Source organism: Acetobacter fabarum, from assembly GCF_040702925.2.
GTDB lineage: Bacteria > Pseudomonadota > Alphaproteobacteria > Acetobacterales > Acetobacteraceae > Acetobacter > Acetobacter fabarum_B.
On the sequence record NZ_JBFCXX020000006.1, the window covers coordinates 96,320 to 112,472 of the forward strand.

General features: G+C 52.6%; 13 protein-coding genes. 6 read left to right on the forward strand and 7 right to left on the reverse strand.

Going from position 1 to position 16,153, the window contains the following annotated elements; translation table 11 throughout:
- Positions 1 to 177 precede the first annotated feature (177 nt).
- Positions 178 to 1,119, forward strand: coding sequence for a DMT family transporter (locus AB2L51_RS06760; protein WP_395581826.1), 942 nt, complete (start codon positions 178 to 180; stop codon positions 1,117 to 1,119).
- Positions 1,120 to 1,149: 30 nt separating this feature from the next.
- Here the strand turns inward: AB2L51_RS06760 and AB2L51_RS06765 are convergent, their stop codons facing one another.
- Positions 1,150 to 1,887, reverse strand: a complete 738-nt coding sequence (locus tag AB2L51_RS06765; RefSeq protein WP_395581827.1) for a hypothetical protein — start codon at positions 1,885 to 1,887, stop codon at positions 1,150 to 1,152.
- Positions 1,888 to 2,262: 375 nt separating this feature from the next.
- Between AB2L51_RS06765 and AB2L51_RS06770 the strand changes: the two genes are divergently transcribed.
- Positions 2,263 to 2,469 carry a cold-shock protein gene (locus AB2L51_RS06770; protein ID WP_166114071.1) on the forward strand — a complete coding sequence of 69 codons (207 nt, stop codon included), beginning with the start codon at positions 2,263 to 2,265 and terminating at the stop codon, positions 2,467 to 2,469.
- A gap of 70 nt (positions 2,470 to 2,539) precedes the next feature.
- Here AB2L51_RS06770 and AB2L51_RS06775 read toward each other — a convergent pair whose 3' ends face one another.
- Positions 2,540 to 3,739 carry an MFS transporter gene (locus AB2L51_RS06775; protein WP_395581891.1) on the reverse strand — a complete coding sequence of 400 codons (1,200 nt, stop codon included), beginning with the start codon at positions 3,737 to 3,739 and terminating at the stop codon, positions 2,540 to 2,542.
- A gap of 203 nt (positions 3,740 to 3,942) precedes the next feature.
- On the opposite strand from AB2L51_RS06775, the gene AB2L51_RS06780 reads away from it, so the two are divergent.
- Positions 3,943 to 4,536 (forward strand): TetR/AcrR family transcriptional regulator, encoded by a 594-nt coding sequence (locus AB2L51_RS06780; RefSeq protein ID WP_395581828.1) that lies wholly within the window; start codon positions 3,943 to 3,945, stop codon positions 4,534 to 4,536.
- Positions 4,537 to 4,546: 10 nt separating this feature from the next.
- Here the strand turns inward: AB2L51_RS06780 and AB2L51_RS06785 are convergent, their stop codons facing one another.
- Both AB2L51_RS06785 and AB2L51_RS06790 read right to left on the reverse strand, forming a co-directional pair.
- Positions 4,547 to 5,164, reverse strand: a complete 618-nt coding sequence (locus AB2L51_RS06785; protein WP_395581829.1) for a Crp/Fnr family transcriptional regulator — start codon at positions 5,162 to 5,164, stop codon at positions 4,547 to 4,549.
- A gap of 282 nt (positions 5,165 to 5,446) precedes the next feature.
- A complete protein-coding gene (locus AB2L51_RS06790) occupies positions 5,447 to 6,007 on the reverse strand; it encodes a DedA family protein (protein ID WP_395581830.1) in 561 nt (186 codons plus the stop codon).
- A 429-nt stretch (positions 6,008 to 6,436) separates the two neighbouring features.
- Between AB2L51_RS06790 and AB2L51_RS06795 the strand changes: the two genes are divergently transcribed.
- The 3 genes from AB2L51_RS06795 (at position 6,437) to AB2L51_RS06805 (ending at position 13,707) form a co-directional block, all read left to right on the forward strand.
- Positions 6,437 to 9,184, forward strand: coding sequence for an autotransporter family protein (locus AB2L51_RS06795; protein ID WP_395581831.1), 2,748 nt, complete (start codon positions 6,437 to 6,439; stop codon positions 9,182 to 9,184).
- Between the two features lie 450 nt (positions 9,185 to 9,634).
- Positions 9,635 to 10,201 carry a hypothetical protein gene (locus tag AB2L51_RS06800; protein ID WP_395581832.1) on the forward strand — a complete coding sequence of 189 codons (567 nt, stop codon included), beginning with the start codon at positions 9,635 to 9,637 and terminating at the stop codon, positions 10,199 to 10,201.
- Between the two features lie 332 nt (positions 10,202 to 10,533).
- A complete protein-coding gene (locus tag AB2L51_RS06805; RefSeq protein ID WP_395581833.1) occupies positions 10,534 to 13,707 on the forward strand; it encodes a bifunctional diguanylate cyclase/phosphodiesterase in 3,174 nt (1,057 codons plus the stop codon).
- Between the two features lie 107 nt (positions 13,708 to 13,814).
- On the opposite strand, the gene AB2L51_RS06810 is transcribed toward AB2L51_RS06805, so the two are convergent.
- Genes AB2L51_RS06810 through modA form a run of 3 tightly spaced genes read right to left on the reverse strand, consistent with a single transcriptional unit; the run spans position 13,815 to position 15,966 of the window.
- Positions 13,815 to 14,474 carry an ATP-binding cassette domain-containing protein gene (locus AB2L51_RS06810; RefSeq protein WP_395581834.1) on the reverse strand — a complete coding sequence of 220 codons (660 nt, stop codon included), beginning with the start codon at positions 14,472 to 14,474 and terminating at the stop codon, positions 13,815 to 13,817.
- Positions 14,474 to 15,172 (reverse strand): molybdate ABC transporter permease subunit, encoded by a 699-nt coding sequence (gene modB / locus AB2L51_RS06815; RefSeq protein ID WP_395581835.1) that lies wholly within the window; start codon positions 15,170 to 15,172, stop codon positions 14,474 to 14,476. The genes AB2L51_RS06810 and modB overlap by 1 nt, the downstream gene beginning before the upstream one ends.
- On the reverse strand, positions 15,169 to 15,966 hold the full coding sequence (modA, locus tag AB2L51_RS06820) for a molybdate ABC transporter substrate-binding protein (protein WP_395581836.1): 798 nt from the start codon (positions 15,964 to 15,966) through the stop codon (positions 15,169 to 15,171). Before modA ends, modB begins: the two co-directional genes overlap by 4 nt.
- Positions 15,967 to 16,153: the final 187 nt, after the last annotated feature.

A 16,153-nucleotide genomic window follows, 5' to 3' on the forward strand; every position in this document is an offset into this window, starting at 1 on the left:
AGAGGGGAGATTTGCTGTCTGCCTGAGTGTGCCTTTTGCATGCCGCGGGATTGATTGAAAAACCTGATACCAGCAATACAGCGCAAAAATTACCATTTTACTTTGTGTCGGCTGGCCGTTATTGCTGCCAAATACTGTCCTGAATACAGGATATTCCTCACAGATATAGCGGCTTCAATGGACACCAAGACTCTTTTTTCCGGCATGGCTCTGGCGTTTGGCGCATATGCGTCTTTTTCGATAAGTGATGCGTTTTCCAAATTGCTGGCTGGCCAGCTTGATCCATTTGAAGTGGCTTTTTCTGGCGGGCTTTTTGGTTTCCTTATTCTCCCCTTTATCCGCAGGTCCGGTGAGTCCTATCTGGATATCGTCAGGCCGCAAAAATGGGGTATGTGGCTACTGCGTGCAGGGTGTGTGTTCGTCGCTACGGCAGCAAGTGTGGAAGCTTTTATGCTGCTTCCCATGCCAGAAGCTTTTTCGCTTATGTTTCTTATGCCGTTGTTTGTGACAATTCTGTCGGTGCTGCTGCTTAAGGAAAAAGTGACATTCTGGGCCTGGCTGGCGGTTGTGCTGGGGTTTGCCGGGGTTCTTATTGTCCTGCGTCCCGGGTTCAGGGAGTTGCACTGGGGGCATCTGTGCGCGCTGGTCGCAGCTTTCGCCAATGCGGGGAGCGTTATTGCCTATCGTCTTGCGGATCAGGAGCGTACGCGTCTGTCCCTGTTCGGTTCAAGTCTGATTGGTCCTCTGGTTGGCAATGGGCTGCTTATGGGGTTGCATGCTCAATGGCCTGCAACCCTGACGGCGTGGGTTTACCTGTTCGGCTATGGGTTCCTCGCGGCTTTGGGGCAGTTGATGATGATGATGGCGACAGCCAGAGCACCCGCCAACCGTGTCGCGCTGCCGCAGTATAGCCAGATGGTGTGGGGGGTGGCCCTGAGTTATCTTGTCTTCCACCAATCTCTGGATATGTGGACATTTGTGGGTATTATTGTGCTGATGTCCTCTGGTATCCTGAACTGGGTGCGTCAGAAAATCCGTTATGAGCGGATGGCCGTGAAGGAACTTCTCGCCCGCCGCAAAGCCCGTAAGGCGGACAGGGCCGGTCAACTCGTGCGTTGACCGTATTGGCTGGATTTTGGGGTCGATGGTTCAGGTTTCGATAACTTTTGACCCAAAAATGGCCGATTGCAGGATAATCGTCATGGCGATGCGAACGTCCATGACCCGGAACATGGTATTGAACAGCATACCTGTGGCAACAGCCATCGCGGAGCCCCAGAACGGCTTGGGGAGCGGGCCATATGGGCTGGGTTGATCGGGGTAATCCTGCTGGAAAATAGGCTCCACGTAAGCCCACATGGCTTCGCGCAGGGTGTCCGTGGCAATCAGAGGGCGGAAATGGGCATCAACATCAGGCATACCTTCTTCCGCTGTGTCAAGTCGGCTGGCAACGCTTGCGAACTGGGTGTTCAGGTCCGGCAAGTCCTGTGTAGAGCATCCGTTCTGTCGCGCGGGGCCGCTCAGGCAGGGCCAGAGGCCGGGGTTGTGTACACTGGCGTCGCCCTGCATCAGAATCTGGTTGAGTGGTTCGCCAAACAGGAAGGTCCGTCCCCCTGCCAGTGTGTGGGTCATCATATCCTGCTCTGGCCGTAATCCTGATTTTATGAGCGCAAGCAGGCTGGTCTGGCTGGCAAACCCACAGACACTTCCCAGAGCGGCAAACAGGGTAGGCGCATGGACGCGCCGCTGATCATCCTGCAAGGGACGCGGGAAGTTGCGTACGATTTCAGTTGTCACGAGATTAAGATGTGCAGCCTGAGGAAAATCTTTCCAGACAACGCCATCAGAACCTGTTGTCTGGTTTTGTTGTGGGGGAGAGTGGGGCATGCAAACAGGCCTTGGCATTGTGTATGGAGTAGAGCGTTCCATAACGTGAACAGCGGCTTCCATCCAGCCGGAAGGCGAAGTCAATCGATATTTAAAAAATTATAAAACGGGATATGTGAAAAATAAATCGGAATAGTTTTTAAATGAATATCCCGTCAAAAATTCAATAATGTGAGGGGTTTGATTTATTACGTAAAATAAAAAATGAACATTATAAAAATTATACCTTGCCTTTTTCTGAGGGGTATGAGAGAAGAAAAAAGTGGATGCTCTTATGAGGCGGGTTGGTGCGCGTTGTGCCAGCATTGTCCTGTTAGAAGTTACGATTGCGCACGTGTTCTGTGCGCGACCACGACGTTAAAAAGGAGCCTAGTTATGACAACAGGCACCGTAAAATGGTTTAATTCGACCAAGGGTTTCGGTTTTATCCAGCCTGAGGATGGTGCGCAGGACGTGTTCGTTCACATTACTGCTCTCGAACGTGCAGGTATGGCTTCGCTTAGCGAAGGGCAGCAGATTTCTTACGAAATCGAAGCTGGCCGTAACGGCAAAAAGTCTGCTGTCAATCTCAAGGCAGTTTAAGACCAGATTAGCAGAAATGCTGTCTGAAGCCGCCTCTCGGGGCGGCTTTTTTATGTCTGGGTGTAAGCCTTCAGACGTGGTCTGGTGCACGTGCTAACAGGTGGCTGATTGTGGCTCCGATCAGGCAGCAGGTAGCGCTGGCGAGGAACATGGCAGGATAGCCAGCAAGTTCAATAATCGGCCCAAGTGTAAAACCTGAGCACGCAATGGCCAGATCCAGAAAGATGGAATAAGCGCTTAACGCGGCACCGCGGTTCTGAGGGCCTGCCTTGTTAACCGCGAGAACTCCCAGTGCGGGGAACAGGAGCGAAAAACCTGCTCCCGTTAAAGCCGCCCCCAGCAGCGCACAAGTGTGGGACGGAAAAACACCGATGACAACAAGCCCTATGGCCTCGACCAGGAGGGAAACAATGGCGACAAGCACACCCCCGCGCCGTTTGATCTGTGCTGCAAAGAAAAACCGGATGCACACAAACACCATGCCAAAAACAGCAAGTGCCGTAGCCGCTCCATTCCAGTGATGGGCCGCATAATATAGGGCCAGAAAAGACGAGATGGCCGCAAACCCAATAGAGCCTGCGGCAAGGGCCGCACCATGCCACAGAACCAGATGTAACGCCTTGCTGAAGGCAATGGGTGTTGCAGTTGATGGGTGGGGCTGGGCTTCGTGGTAAAAGCCAATAAAGGCAAGCCCGAACAGCGGTAATGCGGCCGAAAGGGCGCCAACCGAGACAAGTCCCCCATACGGAGCGGGCAGAAGAGCAAGTGCGGCGCCAACCGGAGCCCCCAGAGCAATGCCCCCGTAAGAGCAGATACCGTTCCACGATATGGCCAGTGCCGTGTTTTCAGCTCCCACGCGGTGGATGTTCCATATGATGACACCTGTTGCTGTCCAGCTTTCTGCCCAGCCCAGAAAAAGGCGGCTGATCAGCACAATACCAAGGGAGGCGGACGGAGTATTGTGCAGCAGGCCAGCCCATCCCAAGAGCAGGCCGGAACAGACACAGCTCAGCAATCCGCCAATAACCACGGGTTTTGGGCCTATTCTGTCTACCAGACGCCCGGCGGAGGAGCGGGCGGCAAAGGTGGCCAGATATTGCAAGGCAAAGGTCAGGCCGGCCAGTGTTGTGCTGTAGCCCAGTGTTGTATGTACAAAAATTGTCAGGACTGCATTGGGCATGCCTATAACAATATAGACAAGCAGGTTGAACAGAACGACGGTCAGAACCTTTCTGATCGGGGATGTCGTGGATGTCTGTGCAATGGCCATGCTGTAATTGGAACAGATTCCGCGCTCGTTGCACAGCAAGTTAAGCGTATGGGCAGCAATGCGACGGGCATACGGAACTTGAAGAGAGGGGGCTGTCTGTTGCATGAATGGTATTAAAGAATACGGCAGAGTAAAAAGGAATTTTATAGACCAATCGGTCTAGTTGTATTGACTGGGCTTTGTGGATACTCTATTGAATACGCATGAGTGTTGTAGAAAAGCATAATGCAGCCAAAAGGCGTATTGTAGAAGCCGCGCGATCTATTATTGGAGAGCGTGGATTTTCTGCTGTAGGCATTTCCCAGATACTGGAAGTTGCAAGTATTCCTAAAGGATCATTTTACCATTATTTTGATTCGAAGGAAGCTTTTGGTGAAGAGCTTTTGCGGATTTACATGGATGATTATCTGCAGAAAATGGATACTCTGTTCTCGCCCGATGTCGGCAATGCGGCGGATCAGTTATTTGCGTATCTCCGCTTCTGGCAGGAAACGCATGTGGACGGGAAAACAGGCGATAAATGCCTGATTGTTAAACTGGCGGCCGAAGTATCTGACCTGTCCGAGCGCATGCGCAGAATTCTGGATACCGGCACAGCCAAAGCCATAGACCGCATTGCCCGTACTATTGCGGAAGGGCAGGAGGAAGGTTCGGTGCAGCGCGGTATGGACGCTCAGGCGCTGGCGGGAGCTTTATATCAGCTCTGGCTTGGCGCGACCCTGATGGTCAAGATTACGCACCGCTCCCAGCCGTTTGACAAAACCTGGCAGGCATCCCAGCGGTTACTTCTGCCCTGATCCGTGCGCGTTATGGATTCCGCAGCATGTGGATGTTGAGTTGTATCTGCCGGTGATTGATTTTTTTTATGTAATTCCTGGTTTCCAGATATTTGAAAATTCTGCTGGCTGTCTCAAACGTCATACCCAGATAATCGGCAATATCCTTGCGGCTCATAATCAGCGTTAACACCTGTGTTGTTTGATCGAAGTATTCCCGCTGTTTGCTGTAAGCGAGTAAAAAACCGATCAGTTTGCGTGTTGCCGTTGGGTGGGACATTAGAACGATATGGTTCTTGGCCGCCATGAGAGCGGCTGTTTTCTGTTTGAGCAGTAAGTCCGTTATATCCGGATAATTCCGGGCAAGGGTTTGTACAGTACTCCGGCGCAGGCGCTTGATGTGCGCATCCACCAGTGTAATGGCCGACCATGCGTAAACTGTGTCTTCCGTAATGCCGAAAAACCTGCCAGGCCACAAAAAATCGAGTACCAGACTACGGCCATTCTCAAGCTGGTAATCCAGTCGGATTGCTCCGGATTGTAGGAAATAGATAAAATCGGCATTTTCACCTTGCCGGAATACAACATTTTTTGCAGGTTTTTTCAGATCGCAGCCAATGCGCTCCAGAGCCGTGCGTGCCGCCGCCATACGCGCATGTGGAGAACCGGGAGTGTGGTTGCCAGAATGCTCCGGATTATGCAGTGAGCGCGTGTACGGCACGGGATTGGTTACCATTCAGGCGGCAGTAAGGCGCTGGGGCGACGGTCTGGTTCATGATGTCTTCCTCCCATGCCGGTCAATCCTTGCTGTCGTGATGATAAGGTTGTGGTGGTCCCTAAGTAAACGAAACGGAACCGTTTCGCAACATCATCAGGTTACAGACCATCACGATGGGGTCTGGCCGATCTGTTGTACTGTGGCAGTCATGCTTTACGCTGGGGAGGTGATACGCTTTTCTTCTGCAAGGGCCAGTTGTGTCAGACGTGTTTCGTTCTTGCGTAAAAAAAGACCCGAGCCCAACAGGCCAATCACAGTCAGCACCCCTATGGCTATGCCGGTTGGACCAGAAACTTCCGATATTTTACGTCCCAACAGGTAGGTGCCCATTGCGTACCCGCCTGCCCAGCATGTGCCGCCCAGTGCATTAAAAAGCATGAAGCGCTTCCAGTGCATGTTACATGCTCCGGCCAGCAGGGCGACAAAAACGCGCAGGACAGAAACAAACCGCCCCAGAAAAACAATAGTGCTGCCGTGGTGGCGAAACAGATACTGGCCAAGCACAAGCCGCTCGGGGGTCAGGCCCACCCTGCTTCCATGTTTTTGCAGGAGCGGAAGCCCAAAATGCCGTCCGATCAGATAGCCGAGATTATCTCCGATGATTGCCCCGGCAATGGCCGCCAGAGCAACACCCTGAATGGCCAGATGGTGGGTTTTGAGGCAGTACAGCGATGCGGTGATAATGCAGGTTTCGGCCGGAACAGGCAGACCCATGCTCTCCATCAGGACAAGCAGGGTTACGATACCGTACCCGTAATGCTGAAGCAGACTATCCAGATGATGTAACAGGGGGAGCGTCCTTTTTGGTGTTTCTGTTTTCTGATGCCGTCAGAGAGACGCGGGTGGAAAGGTTTTCTGTTGCATGGCTGCGTTTCCCGGTAGGGGAGAGGGATGCCAGGGATTGGAATGGCTGGGACGTGTTATCTGACATTAGAGTGAAGAACATATCAAGTTAAAATAATAAAAACAAAAACATACAGTCAATAAATTTTCAACATAAGTATTTATGAGAAATTAAAAAAATATAGAATTTACCAAATGAATGTAAATAACAGTTTTTTTAACGATTAATATATTTTTGTTTGTTTTTATTGTTAAGACAAATTCCTGAATATCGTTATTAACCTGATAAGGAATACAGGCATGAAGTTTGACCGTGCAGGTGTTTCCATAAGGAAAAACAGGACTGTATTTGTACTGTTTTCTTGTCCCAAGCTTCGTCTGTCCGCTATGTCAGGCCTGATTCTGGGCCTTCTGGTCGTGCTGGGCGTGGCGTTCCAGAAAGCTGCTTACGCAGATAATACTCTGTATCTGACCGGGGGCCAGACAACATACAGGGTGAGTGGTCAGGAAAACTTTTTTGTTCCGGTCGGGAACTGTTCGGACACGATAGCCCCTTCCCCGCTCTGCGTGGATGGGGGCGCTACACTGGAGATTGTGGGGGCAGGGGCTACGGTCGCGTCCACCGCACAGGTTCATGTTGGCTTTAAAACTTCGGGCACCAGTTCCCTGTTCATTCAGGGGGGAGGGGGCCTGCTTCTCAACCACGCGGTGATGCAGGTTGGCTGGAGCGGGGGGAGTGGTCTTGTCAATGTTTCTGGTGCGGGTTCCCGGATTGTGACGTCGCCAGAGAGCCTTCTGGTGGTAGGAACGGGCGATAATGGCAATTATGGCAGTCCGCTCATCGGCACGACAAATAAAACCTACGGCACTCTTAACATTACCAGTGGCGGACAGGTTCTGGCGGGCACAGTCGCTGTTGGCCTGTATGGTGATGGTGTGGGCTCTGTAACGGTTGATGGTGCCAATTCCCTTTTGCAGGCAAGCCATGATTACTATGTCAATGGAGGGACGGGGGAAGTCGGAGGCACGGGTACCACACAGGTCAGCAATGGCGGTACGCTGGTCGTGGGCGGGCAGGTCTATTTTGGTGGTGACAGGGTAGATGGAGATGGCAGCCTTATTCTGCAGTCCGGTGGCATGCTGGTGTTGGGGGACAGGACTGCTAATGGCCAAACGCTCAGCGCTCTGTTGGATCAGGAAGGGGACGGGGGACAATCGCATCTGATTTTGGCTGGTGGGGGCATCAGGCTGATCAATTCCGGCCTGAACACGGACATGACCATGCAACTGACCGGTGGTGTGCAGTCTGTTTTCGATACGAATGGCAGAACGGCAGTGTTGTCCGGCATGCTCACGGGCAATGGCGGGCTGGCCAAGCTCAGGGAGGGAACACTTATTTTATCCGGGGCCAATACCTATACCGGGGGGACGGATGTGCAGTCCGGGGTGCTGGAGGTTGATGGTGGGGTGGTTAGTCCGGTGAGTGTGTATGGCGGGGCGATTCTGGCCGGGATGGGCAGCGTTGGTACAACAACGGTGACTTCTGGTGGGGGTCTGTCACCCGGTATGGGCAGCACGGGGGGGACGTTGCGTGTGGTGGGGAATCTGAGCATGAATCAGGGCTCCTCCCTGCTGGTTAATAGCCTGTCCACCACGCAGGGGCTGGTGCAGGTTACAGGGGGTGCAAGCCTGTCCGGCGGTACCGTGCGTCTGCTGGGAGGCGTGCAAAACCTGCGTTACGGGGAGCAATATCCCCTGTTATCCGCTGCTCAGGGGGTGAGCGGGCAGTATGAGGGGGTGAATACTGAACAGGCGGGCCCCTATCTATTTTTGTCGCCTTCCCTGCTTTATACGGCAAATACGGTAAACCTGCAGTTGTCGCGGAATGCCTTACCCTTTGCTGCCGTGGCGCAGACACGGAACCAGCGGGCCGCAGGGAACGGGTTGCAGGGGATGGCTGTGGACAGCTCCGTTGTGCGTGCGGTGGTGCAGCTTGGTAGCGCCCGCGTGGTGGATGGGGCTCTGGATGCCTTGTCGGGCGAAATCCACGCGTCCATGCGCACGCTTCTTCTACAGGATTCCATGTATGTGCGGCAGGCTGTCTCTGACCGGCTGGCCGGGGTCTGGTGCGATAACGGGCCAGCAGGGCAAAGCGCACGGGGGATGGGCGTGCGGCTCGTGCGCGGTACGGATGAAGGCTGCGTGGCGGATCGCGCCGCGTTGTGGAGTCAGGCCTATGGTGGTTTTGGCAACAATAGCAGTGATGGCAATGCGGCCAGCCTGCGCCATTCTACCTCTGGATTGATCATGGGGGCGGATACGCCTCTGGGGGAGGAGGCCCGGTGGCGGATCGGGGGGCTGGTCAGTTATGGCCGTTCCATGGTGGATGGCGGAGGGCGCAGCGCGTCTGGCCGGAGCAACAACATAACGCTGGGGGGGTATGTGGGGGCTCGCTGGGGTGGGTGGCGTCTGCATGTGGAAGCGGATTACGCATGGAACCTGCTTTCCCTTTCACGCAAGGTAACGTTTGCGGGTTTTGGTAATTCCCTGTCGAGCCATTATGATGGCGGCACCGCACAGGGTATGGGTGAACTGGGCTATCGGTTCCGTATGGGCCGGGCAGTGCTGGTGCCGTTCGGCAACGTGGCGTACGTAAACCAGCATACCAGCTCCTTTCGGGAGCAGGGAGGTGTTGCGGCACTGCGTGGGCGGGCAATGGCCAGCGGGGTTACGTTTGCAACATTCGGGGTGCGTGCTTCAGCGTCTTTCCTGACACATGGGATATGGGTTACCCCGCATGCCCTGTTGGGCTACCGGCATGCCTTTGGTCTGCTGACAGCTACAACGCATGAGGTGTTTGCTGTTGGGGCTGGCGCATATGGCATGGAGGTTGCGGGTATATCCCTTAGCCCGGACGCGGTGGTCATGGATGTGGGGGGGAGTGTCAAACTGACAGACAGGATTGATATCGGAGTGTCTTATGTGGGGCAGTACGGTGGTCCGTCCGAAAGTAGTGGTGCGCATGGAAGTGTAACCGTGCGCTTTTAAACACATACAGCTCCCGTCTGGCTTTGCCTGTATTGCCGCACAGACCTGTTTCAGATTTTTGTATTCTGTTCTGGTATCATATCCGCAGCCGCTGCTTTGGGGCTGGTGGTCGCCGGAGGTCCATAAAGTCTGCCCCATTACCGTCCAGTTATGGAGGCGGGCAGGGTAGAATGCGTTTGGGTACGAGGAGGAATGCTCTATACGAAAATAGTATAAGAAGGTAATTGGAGGCGTGTGGTGTCATACCTTGTCCGGTCAGGCGTTAAGGTAAAGCTATCAAAGCCGGTTGTGCGGTCGTAAGGTTGCTTGCATGTTGCGACCTCTCTCGGCGATATTGGGTGTTGGTGATTTTGGTTTGGGGGTTACGGGTGCAGGCAGCTTGTCAGAGCTGACAGAATCGTAACAAACTGGAATTATGTATTGTGTGGTCAGGTCTTTAGGAGATTTCCCATGTGGGAAAACCCAAAACATATTATCGTTCCCGTGTTCTTCAATTACCGTGGAACAGCCCTCTTTCATGAGGATCCTGTCAAGGTAAGGGCGAACCCTAACGGCCTGCAGAAATTTATGGGTCTGTTTAACCAGAAATACCTGCCCACAGACGAAATCCGTTATCAGAAGCATTTTTATTATGGTTTTGAGTTCAACCCGCGTGAGGTCAAGGCAACCCAGTGTCTTATGGGGGGGATTTTTGATTTTTTCCATGCACGTGGACTGACGTTCAATTACCCTGATATTTCCAACCGCAAGGGAACGGAAATCTGGATTGGGGAGTATAAATGTCATCTGTTCGACATTATGGCGGATATCAGAAACCCGCATTTATGCGATTTCGGGTATTTTGATCCCAAAACAGGCGCCGTTGTGCTGGACGATAATAAAAACAGGTCCGATGGCCACCATAAACCCGCGGATGTGTCCCGCCGGTTTGTGCGTGACAGTTTTTTGAACGGGAAAATTTTCGCCAGTTGCATCAAGATTATGGAAATGCCGAAAGAAAAGGAACCAGATGCCTGATCTTGTGGTTGTCTGTAGAGGCTGAAGTGCATGGGGTCTGAGCAGGTTTGAGGAGCAGGGTGCCGGGGCGTGCCGCTCTGGCGTTAATGTGAGTGTGGAGTGATCTTTGGTATTTAAAAACACGCGGGAGTCTGCCTGTTTGCACAGGAGAGTATGGTTTTTTTTATGTTAATGTATTTAATTATTAAATACATAGTATGTGAATAATAACATTATTTCTTTATGTATTTGTCTGTTCTTCAAGATGGTTACGAATTGTAAACATATTTTGGTATTGTGTACTTTTGTTTTTGCGTAATGCATGCGTTTTCAGGAAGGTTTTAGGCTGCTTTATGGAGAATGCAACAAATCTGGATTTAGTGCAGAGACTATATCGTGCGCTTCTCAACACGGCCGATGCCGTGTTGCAGGCTTCCACCGAAAGTGAGATGTGCGATAAAATATGTACTGATCTGGTATCTGATGCGCTTTTTCATGCCGTCTGGATTGGTCGGAAGGATGAATCCGACACGTTGCATATCCTCTCCTGCATGGGAGCCGGTGCGCAAGGAATCGCCAACCTGAAGTTTGGCTTCCATGAGAGCTGGCCTCGGTTTCCTGTCGCTGTGGAGGCATGGGACAGCCAGACTCTGGTTTGCAGTAACGATGAACTGGAAGAGCAGAAAAACACTCCGTGGTACGATTTTCTGTATCGCAATCAGTGGCGTGCGGTGCTGGCGGTCCCGATCTGGCGAGGAGGAGAGCGCTGGGCCGTTATTTCGTTTGTGTCGGCCAGAACAGATATGTTCGATGAGCAGTGCATTGGTCTGTGCCAGAAGGTGTCGGACCTGCTGGGTCATGCGCTGGATAAACTGGATGGTCAGAAAAGACTGGAAAAACTCCAGAGTGAGGAAGCAAGGCGCACACGGCATGACCCGTTAACAGGTCTGCCTAACCGGTTGGCGCTAGAAGAATACATGCCACAGGTCATGGCCCGTGCGGTCCGGCAGGGCAGTTCGTTTGCAGTAGGCATACTGGATCTGGATGATTTCAAACAGGTGAATGACGATTACGGGCATGAGGCAGGGGATCGTCTTTTGCAGGCCCTTGGGCGTCGTTTGCAGGAACATGTCAGGCATACGGATTATGTTGCCCGTCTGGGTGGCGATGAATTTATCATTGTGCTGGACAATCTGGACTCGCTGTTACGGGTGACTCAGGCTACGAAAATTCTGGATAATCTGCACAAGGCTGTGGAAACACCATTTGCCATTGCACAGAATGCGTTTGTCATGGTCGGTATGACTCTGGGGCTGGCCCTGTATCCGGTTGATGGTGCAGACCCCGACACGCTTTTACGTCGCGCTGATGCGGCCTTGTATTTGTCCAAACAGAACAAGCCCAGCCGTCAGAACTGGTGGTGTATGGCCGACAGTACCCGGCAGTTACCTGCCGAGGAAGTCGTGGAACAGGCGGCTTTTGATCCATATGGGCCAGAATCTGCGGAGTTGCTGACACGCGCCAAAACATTTCTGGTCCGGATACGGCAGAGTTTTATCGAATGTTTTTACGACAGTCTGGCAACAATGAGCGAGGCGCGGTTCATTCTGTCTGCCCTGACACCAGAGCAGCTGGAGCATCTGAAGCAGAAGCAGGCCGCACATCTGGATTTTTTGCTGGGAGCAGAAACGCAACGACAGGATATTCTGCAACAGGCAGCAAAGCTGGGTGCCATTCATCTGCTCTGTGGCATTCCCCCTGCCCTGTTGGGGGAATCTTACAGTATTTACAGACGTTTGCTGATTGATGGTCTGGATAAGGCCCTGTTACGCGCATATGACAGGTACCATATTCTCCTGACCACCGAAATGCGCTTGCAAGATGATAAAGGCGCGCAGCTTGAAGCCGGGCAGAAGGTCGAGCAAAAATATTTTGCTCTCCTTGCCGACCGTTTGCCCGCCGCAGGGTGTGTCTGGCCGGATGTGAGCGCGCAGGGTGTAGAGGTTTTGGGTAACCTGCCGGGTATTCAGGCTGTCCTGCTGTTCCGGATGAACCCGGCTGGTGAACTGGTTGTGGAGCATAGTGGGGGCAGTGCTGGCGCACGACTGACCCAAAAACTCAAGGAGAGAATCAGCCAGCCTGTCGTGAATGCACAGTCGATATTTGGTAATACTGTGACCGGCCTGGCATGGCGGACACGACAGAAGCAGAGCTGCGCCTCTTATTTTACAAACCCCAATGCGGCTCCATGGCGTGATATGATGCAGGCTCTGGGCATCTCTTCGTCCATCAGCATCCCTGTTTCTGTGGAAGAGGAGCAGGTTGCGGTTGTGCTGACTCTGTTTGGGGCATGTCCTAACCAGTTTGAAACACAGCGGATGCAGCAGTTTGCCCGCAGTCTGCAACATCGCTGGGAACAGATGTGGATGCGGTGCTGCTTCCCCCGCGGTTCCGCCGTGACGGAAGAACAGTCCTGCCATCTGAGGGACAGGTTGTTCAGCGATGGGCTGCGCATGTACGTTCAGCCGATTGTGAACCTGCGTACGGGAAAATTGCTGGAAGTTGAAGCACTTGTCCGTATTCAGGATACAGATGGAATCATTATTGAGCCGGGAAGTTTTTTGTCCCTGCTCGGGCAGAATGAACTCGACAGGCTGTTCCATATGGGGCTTGAGGAGTCTCTGAGCCTGTTGCAGCAGTGGCAGAATGATGGACAGGTCATCAACCTTGCCGTGAATATGCCGCCCACCTATCTTTTGAATGAAGATGGTCCCTTGTGGGTCGAGAGCGCCTTGCAGCGTTATAATATCCGTCCCGAGCAGTTAACGGTCGAACTGCTGGAAACACAGATGATCGATCCGACATTACAGGATATAGCCATCCAGAAATTCAAGGCGATAGGGGTCAAGATTGCCATTGATGATCTGGGGTCAGGGTATAGTAACCTGCTCCGCCTTTCTTCCCTGCCATTTGATATTATCAAGGTTGATCAGGGGCTTTTGCGGAATATCCGTACAGCGCCTCTCCAGACATTCAGCATGGTCAAGTCCGTGCTGGATATGGGCGTTGATTTTCATGAACTGGTTATCGTGGAAGGTCTGGAGGATGATGACATGATCGAGGCCATCTACCATCTGGGCTGCCGTTATGGTCAGGGATATGGTATTTCTCCCCCCATGTCTCCTGAACATTTTACAAAATGGTATGCCGATTACCGCGTAAAAACCCATTCCTGCAATTACGTCAGGGAACTGATGAGTGATCTGGGCGTACTGGCTTACCACTGGATGTCCACGCGGGGTGGGCAGAGTGCAAGCCAGCATGCATTGCAGCATAGCCTGATAACGCATTGGCTGGTCGCACAGGGGCTGGAAGGCTCGGAGGTGGCGCAATGGCATGAACAATGCCATTACGGAGATGATCCTGCGGGTGCTTCCAGCAAATTCATAGACTGGTTGGTTGAAAGAATAGCCAGAACCAATAAAGATCGTCTACCTCTGGTGGAACCTCCACCAACGGGCAAATAGACCATGCATAGGGCTGCACTTCTGTGCGGTCCTGTATGATCGGGTGGAAAAGGTCTCATTTCCTGTTTGCTGGATGCTCTTGATGTCTACCAGACGGTCTCATTTTTTCAGGGCCGGGTATTCTGGATTGATCGCCAGTCAAGGATATGGGTGGTAATCATGCGCAGTTCCTCTGCATCATGCGAGACGTAGAGTGTATGTATTTTACATTTTTCTAAAAAATCTTTTATGTAAGAAAGAATATCAGTTTTTATATCCAGATCCAGAGCAGACAGGGGTTCATCCATGAGCAGTAGTCTGGGTTGTGTCAGCAAGGCACGCCCTATGGCCACGCGCTGGCGTTCCCCCCCAGAGAGAGCATGCGTATTGCGGTCAAGCAAGGGCTGGAGGTGAAGGGCATCAACAACATTCGTAAAAAATGGCTCTTTTTCGGGGATAAGACGCATCCCAAAGAGCAGGTTTTTTTTCACGCTCAGATGGGAAAATAACCCGCCGTCCTGAGGCACGTAGCCGATCGGGCGTTTCCATGGGGGCAGAAAAACAGTGTTGTCCTGCCAGATTTCATCAGCCAGACGACAGTAGCCTTGTGGAAAATGATGCAGGCCCGCAATGGCGCGCAGCAGGCTGGTTTTTCCGCACCCCGATGGGCCTTTAATCCCTGTTATGCCAGGTGTGGCAATATCGAAGCGGACATTGATGGCAAGCTGGTTGATAGGACCATTAAAATGGACCGACAGCCCTGATTGCAAAAGAGGGTGGGGGATCATCAGGGTTGTGCAGTCAGGCGTTTTTGTGTCAGACGCAGGATCAGAATGGTCATGAAGGCAAATACCACCATGCCTCCCGCTATGGCATGGGCAGAGGCCCAGTCTCCGGTTTCCACATTATCGAAGAGCATGATGGATAAAAGGCGCGTCTGGCCGGGTATATCCCCCCCAATCATCAATACCAGACCGAATTCGCCTATCGTATGGGCAAAGGCAATAACAGCCCCGGCGATAATGCCCGGAGCAGCCAGAGGCAATGCAACGCTCAGGAATGCACGGAATGGCGGCGTGCGCAGTGTGTAGGCGATTTCAAGCGGTTTGCGGCCAGTGGTTTCAAAAGCGGCCTGTGTGGATTGTACAATGTAGGGCAGGGCGGCAATCACTGAGCCAACAGTTAGACCGGCAAAACTGAACGCAAAGGTTGATCTGCCGGTTATGTGGGCAGCCAGCGCGCCGAGTCCTGATGGTCCAAGAGCGAGGAGCAGGTAAAAGCCCAGAACTGTTGGCGGCAGTACCAGAGGAAGTGTGATGATGCTGGAACACACATCGCGCCACCAGTTACGGCGGTTAGCTAGCCACCATGCCAGAGGAACACCAATACCGAGTGCCATGACCGTTGTGACACAGGCAAGCGTAACACTCAGGCGCAGTGCTGTAAAAATACTGTTGGGATCAAACAGGGTGTTTGTTCCCATCATGGTACGTCATACCCATAGGTGGCAATAATGGCCTGTGCAGGCTTGCTTCGCAGATAGGCCAGAAAAGCGCGTGCAGCAGGGTTCTGCGCCCCCTGCTTGAGTAAAAGCGCATTCTGACGGATGGGAGGATAAAGTGTGGACGGAACAACCCAGACTGTGCCCGAGGGCTGGTTGTGCAGTTGCGAGAGTGCGATAAACCCCAACTCCGCATTGCCGCTCTGAACGAACTGGTACGCTTGGGCAATGTCCATCCCCATGACAATACGGGACTGGAGAGACTGCTCCAGATGCAACTGTGTGAGTGTGGCTATGGCCGCGGCGCCGTAAGGGGCAATGTCGGGCTTGCAAAGGGCCAGATGGCTGTAACGGGCGGCGCGTAATGTGTTTTCGTTTGCCGGGTAGGCGGGGGTATTGCTCCAGAGCACCAGCTTGCCAATGGCGTAGGTGAACTGGCTTTTATCAACGCCAAACCCATCCCTGAGCAGTTTTGCGGGTTTGGCCTCATCGGCCGACAAAAAGACATCGTAGTCGGCACCCTGTTCAATCTGGATCATGAACTGGCCGCTTGAGCCAAAACTGGGAATAATCACATCGCCCGTTTTGTGCATGAAATCCGCAATCAGTTCTTTGGACGGGCCAATAAAGTTCGCGGCAATGGCAATGCGGGCCTGTTCCGCCCGAGCCATGATGGGCATAAAAAGCCCCAGAATCACACAGCAGGCCAGTAGAAGGCGAGGCGGATGGAGTGTCAGGTTCATATCATTCGTGTCGTTATAATAACGAGGTGAGTTCATGACATCATTCCAACAACAGCCTGTATCCGTGACAACAGCAAAAAACGTGCCAAAAATATTCTGCTTGTGAACAGGAATTTTTTGTATGTCATTGCGATCAGGAAATGGCATGATACGAAAAGGGAGCGGAAAGTCCCTTGAATACTATATCTATATCCAAATGGGAATAGATATCCGATAAAAATTT

Excerpts from the sequence above, each read along its gene's own strand:
- AB2L51_RS06760 (WP_395581826.1), top strand. The coding sequence starts at position 178 with ATGGACACCAAGACTCTTTTTTCCGGCATGGCTCTGGCGTTTGGCGCA.
- AB2L51_RS06765 (WP_395581827.1), bottom strand. The coding sequence starts at position 1,887 with ATGCCCCACTCTCCCCCACAACAAAACCAGACAACAGGTTCTGATGGC.
- AB2L51_RS06770 (WP_166114071.1), top strand. The coding sequence starts at position 2,263 with ATGACAACAGGCACCGTAAAATGGTTTAATTCGACCAAGGGTTTCGGT.
- AB2L51_RS06775 (WP_395581891.1), bottom strand. The coding sequence starts at position 3,739 with ATGGCCATTGCACAGACATCCACGACATCCCCGATCAGAAAGGTTCTG.
- AB2L51_RS06780 (WP_395581828.1), top strand. The coding sequence starts at position 3,943 with ATGAGTGTTGTAGAAAAGCATAATGCAGCCAAAAGGCGTATTGTAGAA.
- AB2L51_RS06785 (WP_395581829.1), bottom strand. The coding sequence starts at position 5,164 with ATGGCGGCGGCACGCACGGCTCTGGAGCGCATTGGCTGCGATCTGAAA.
- AB2L51_RS06790 (WP_395581830.1), bottom strand. The coding sequence starts at position 6,007 with ATGGGTCTGCCTGTTCCGGCCGAAACCTGCATTATCACCGCATCGCTG.
- AB2L51_RS06795 (WP_395581831.1), top strand. The coding sequence starts at position 6,437 with ATGAAGTTTGACCGTGCAGGTGTTTCCATAAGGAAAAACAGGACTGTA.
- AB2L51_RS06800 (WP_395581832.1), top strand. The coding sequence starts at position 9,635 with ATGTGGGAAAACCCAAAACATATTATCGTTCCCGTGTTCTTCAATTAC.
- AB2L51_RS06805 (WP_395581833.1), top strand. The coding sequence starts at position 10,534 with ATGGAGAATGCAACAAATCTGGATTTAGTGCAGAGACTATATCGTGCG.
- AB2L51_RS06810 (WP_395581834.1), bottom strand. The coding sequence starts at position 14,474 with ATGATCCCCCACCCTCTTTTGCAATCAGGGCTGTCGGTCCATTTTAAT.
- modB (WP_395581835.1), bottom strand. The coding sequence starts at position 15,172 with ATGATGGGAACAAACACCCTGTTTGATCCCAACAGTATTTTTACAGCA.
- modA (WP_395581836.1), bottom strand. The coding sequence starts at position 15,966 with ATGAACTCACCTCGTTATTATAACGACACGAATGATATGAACCTGACA.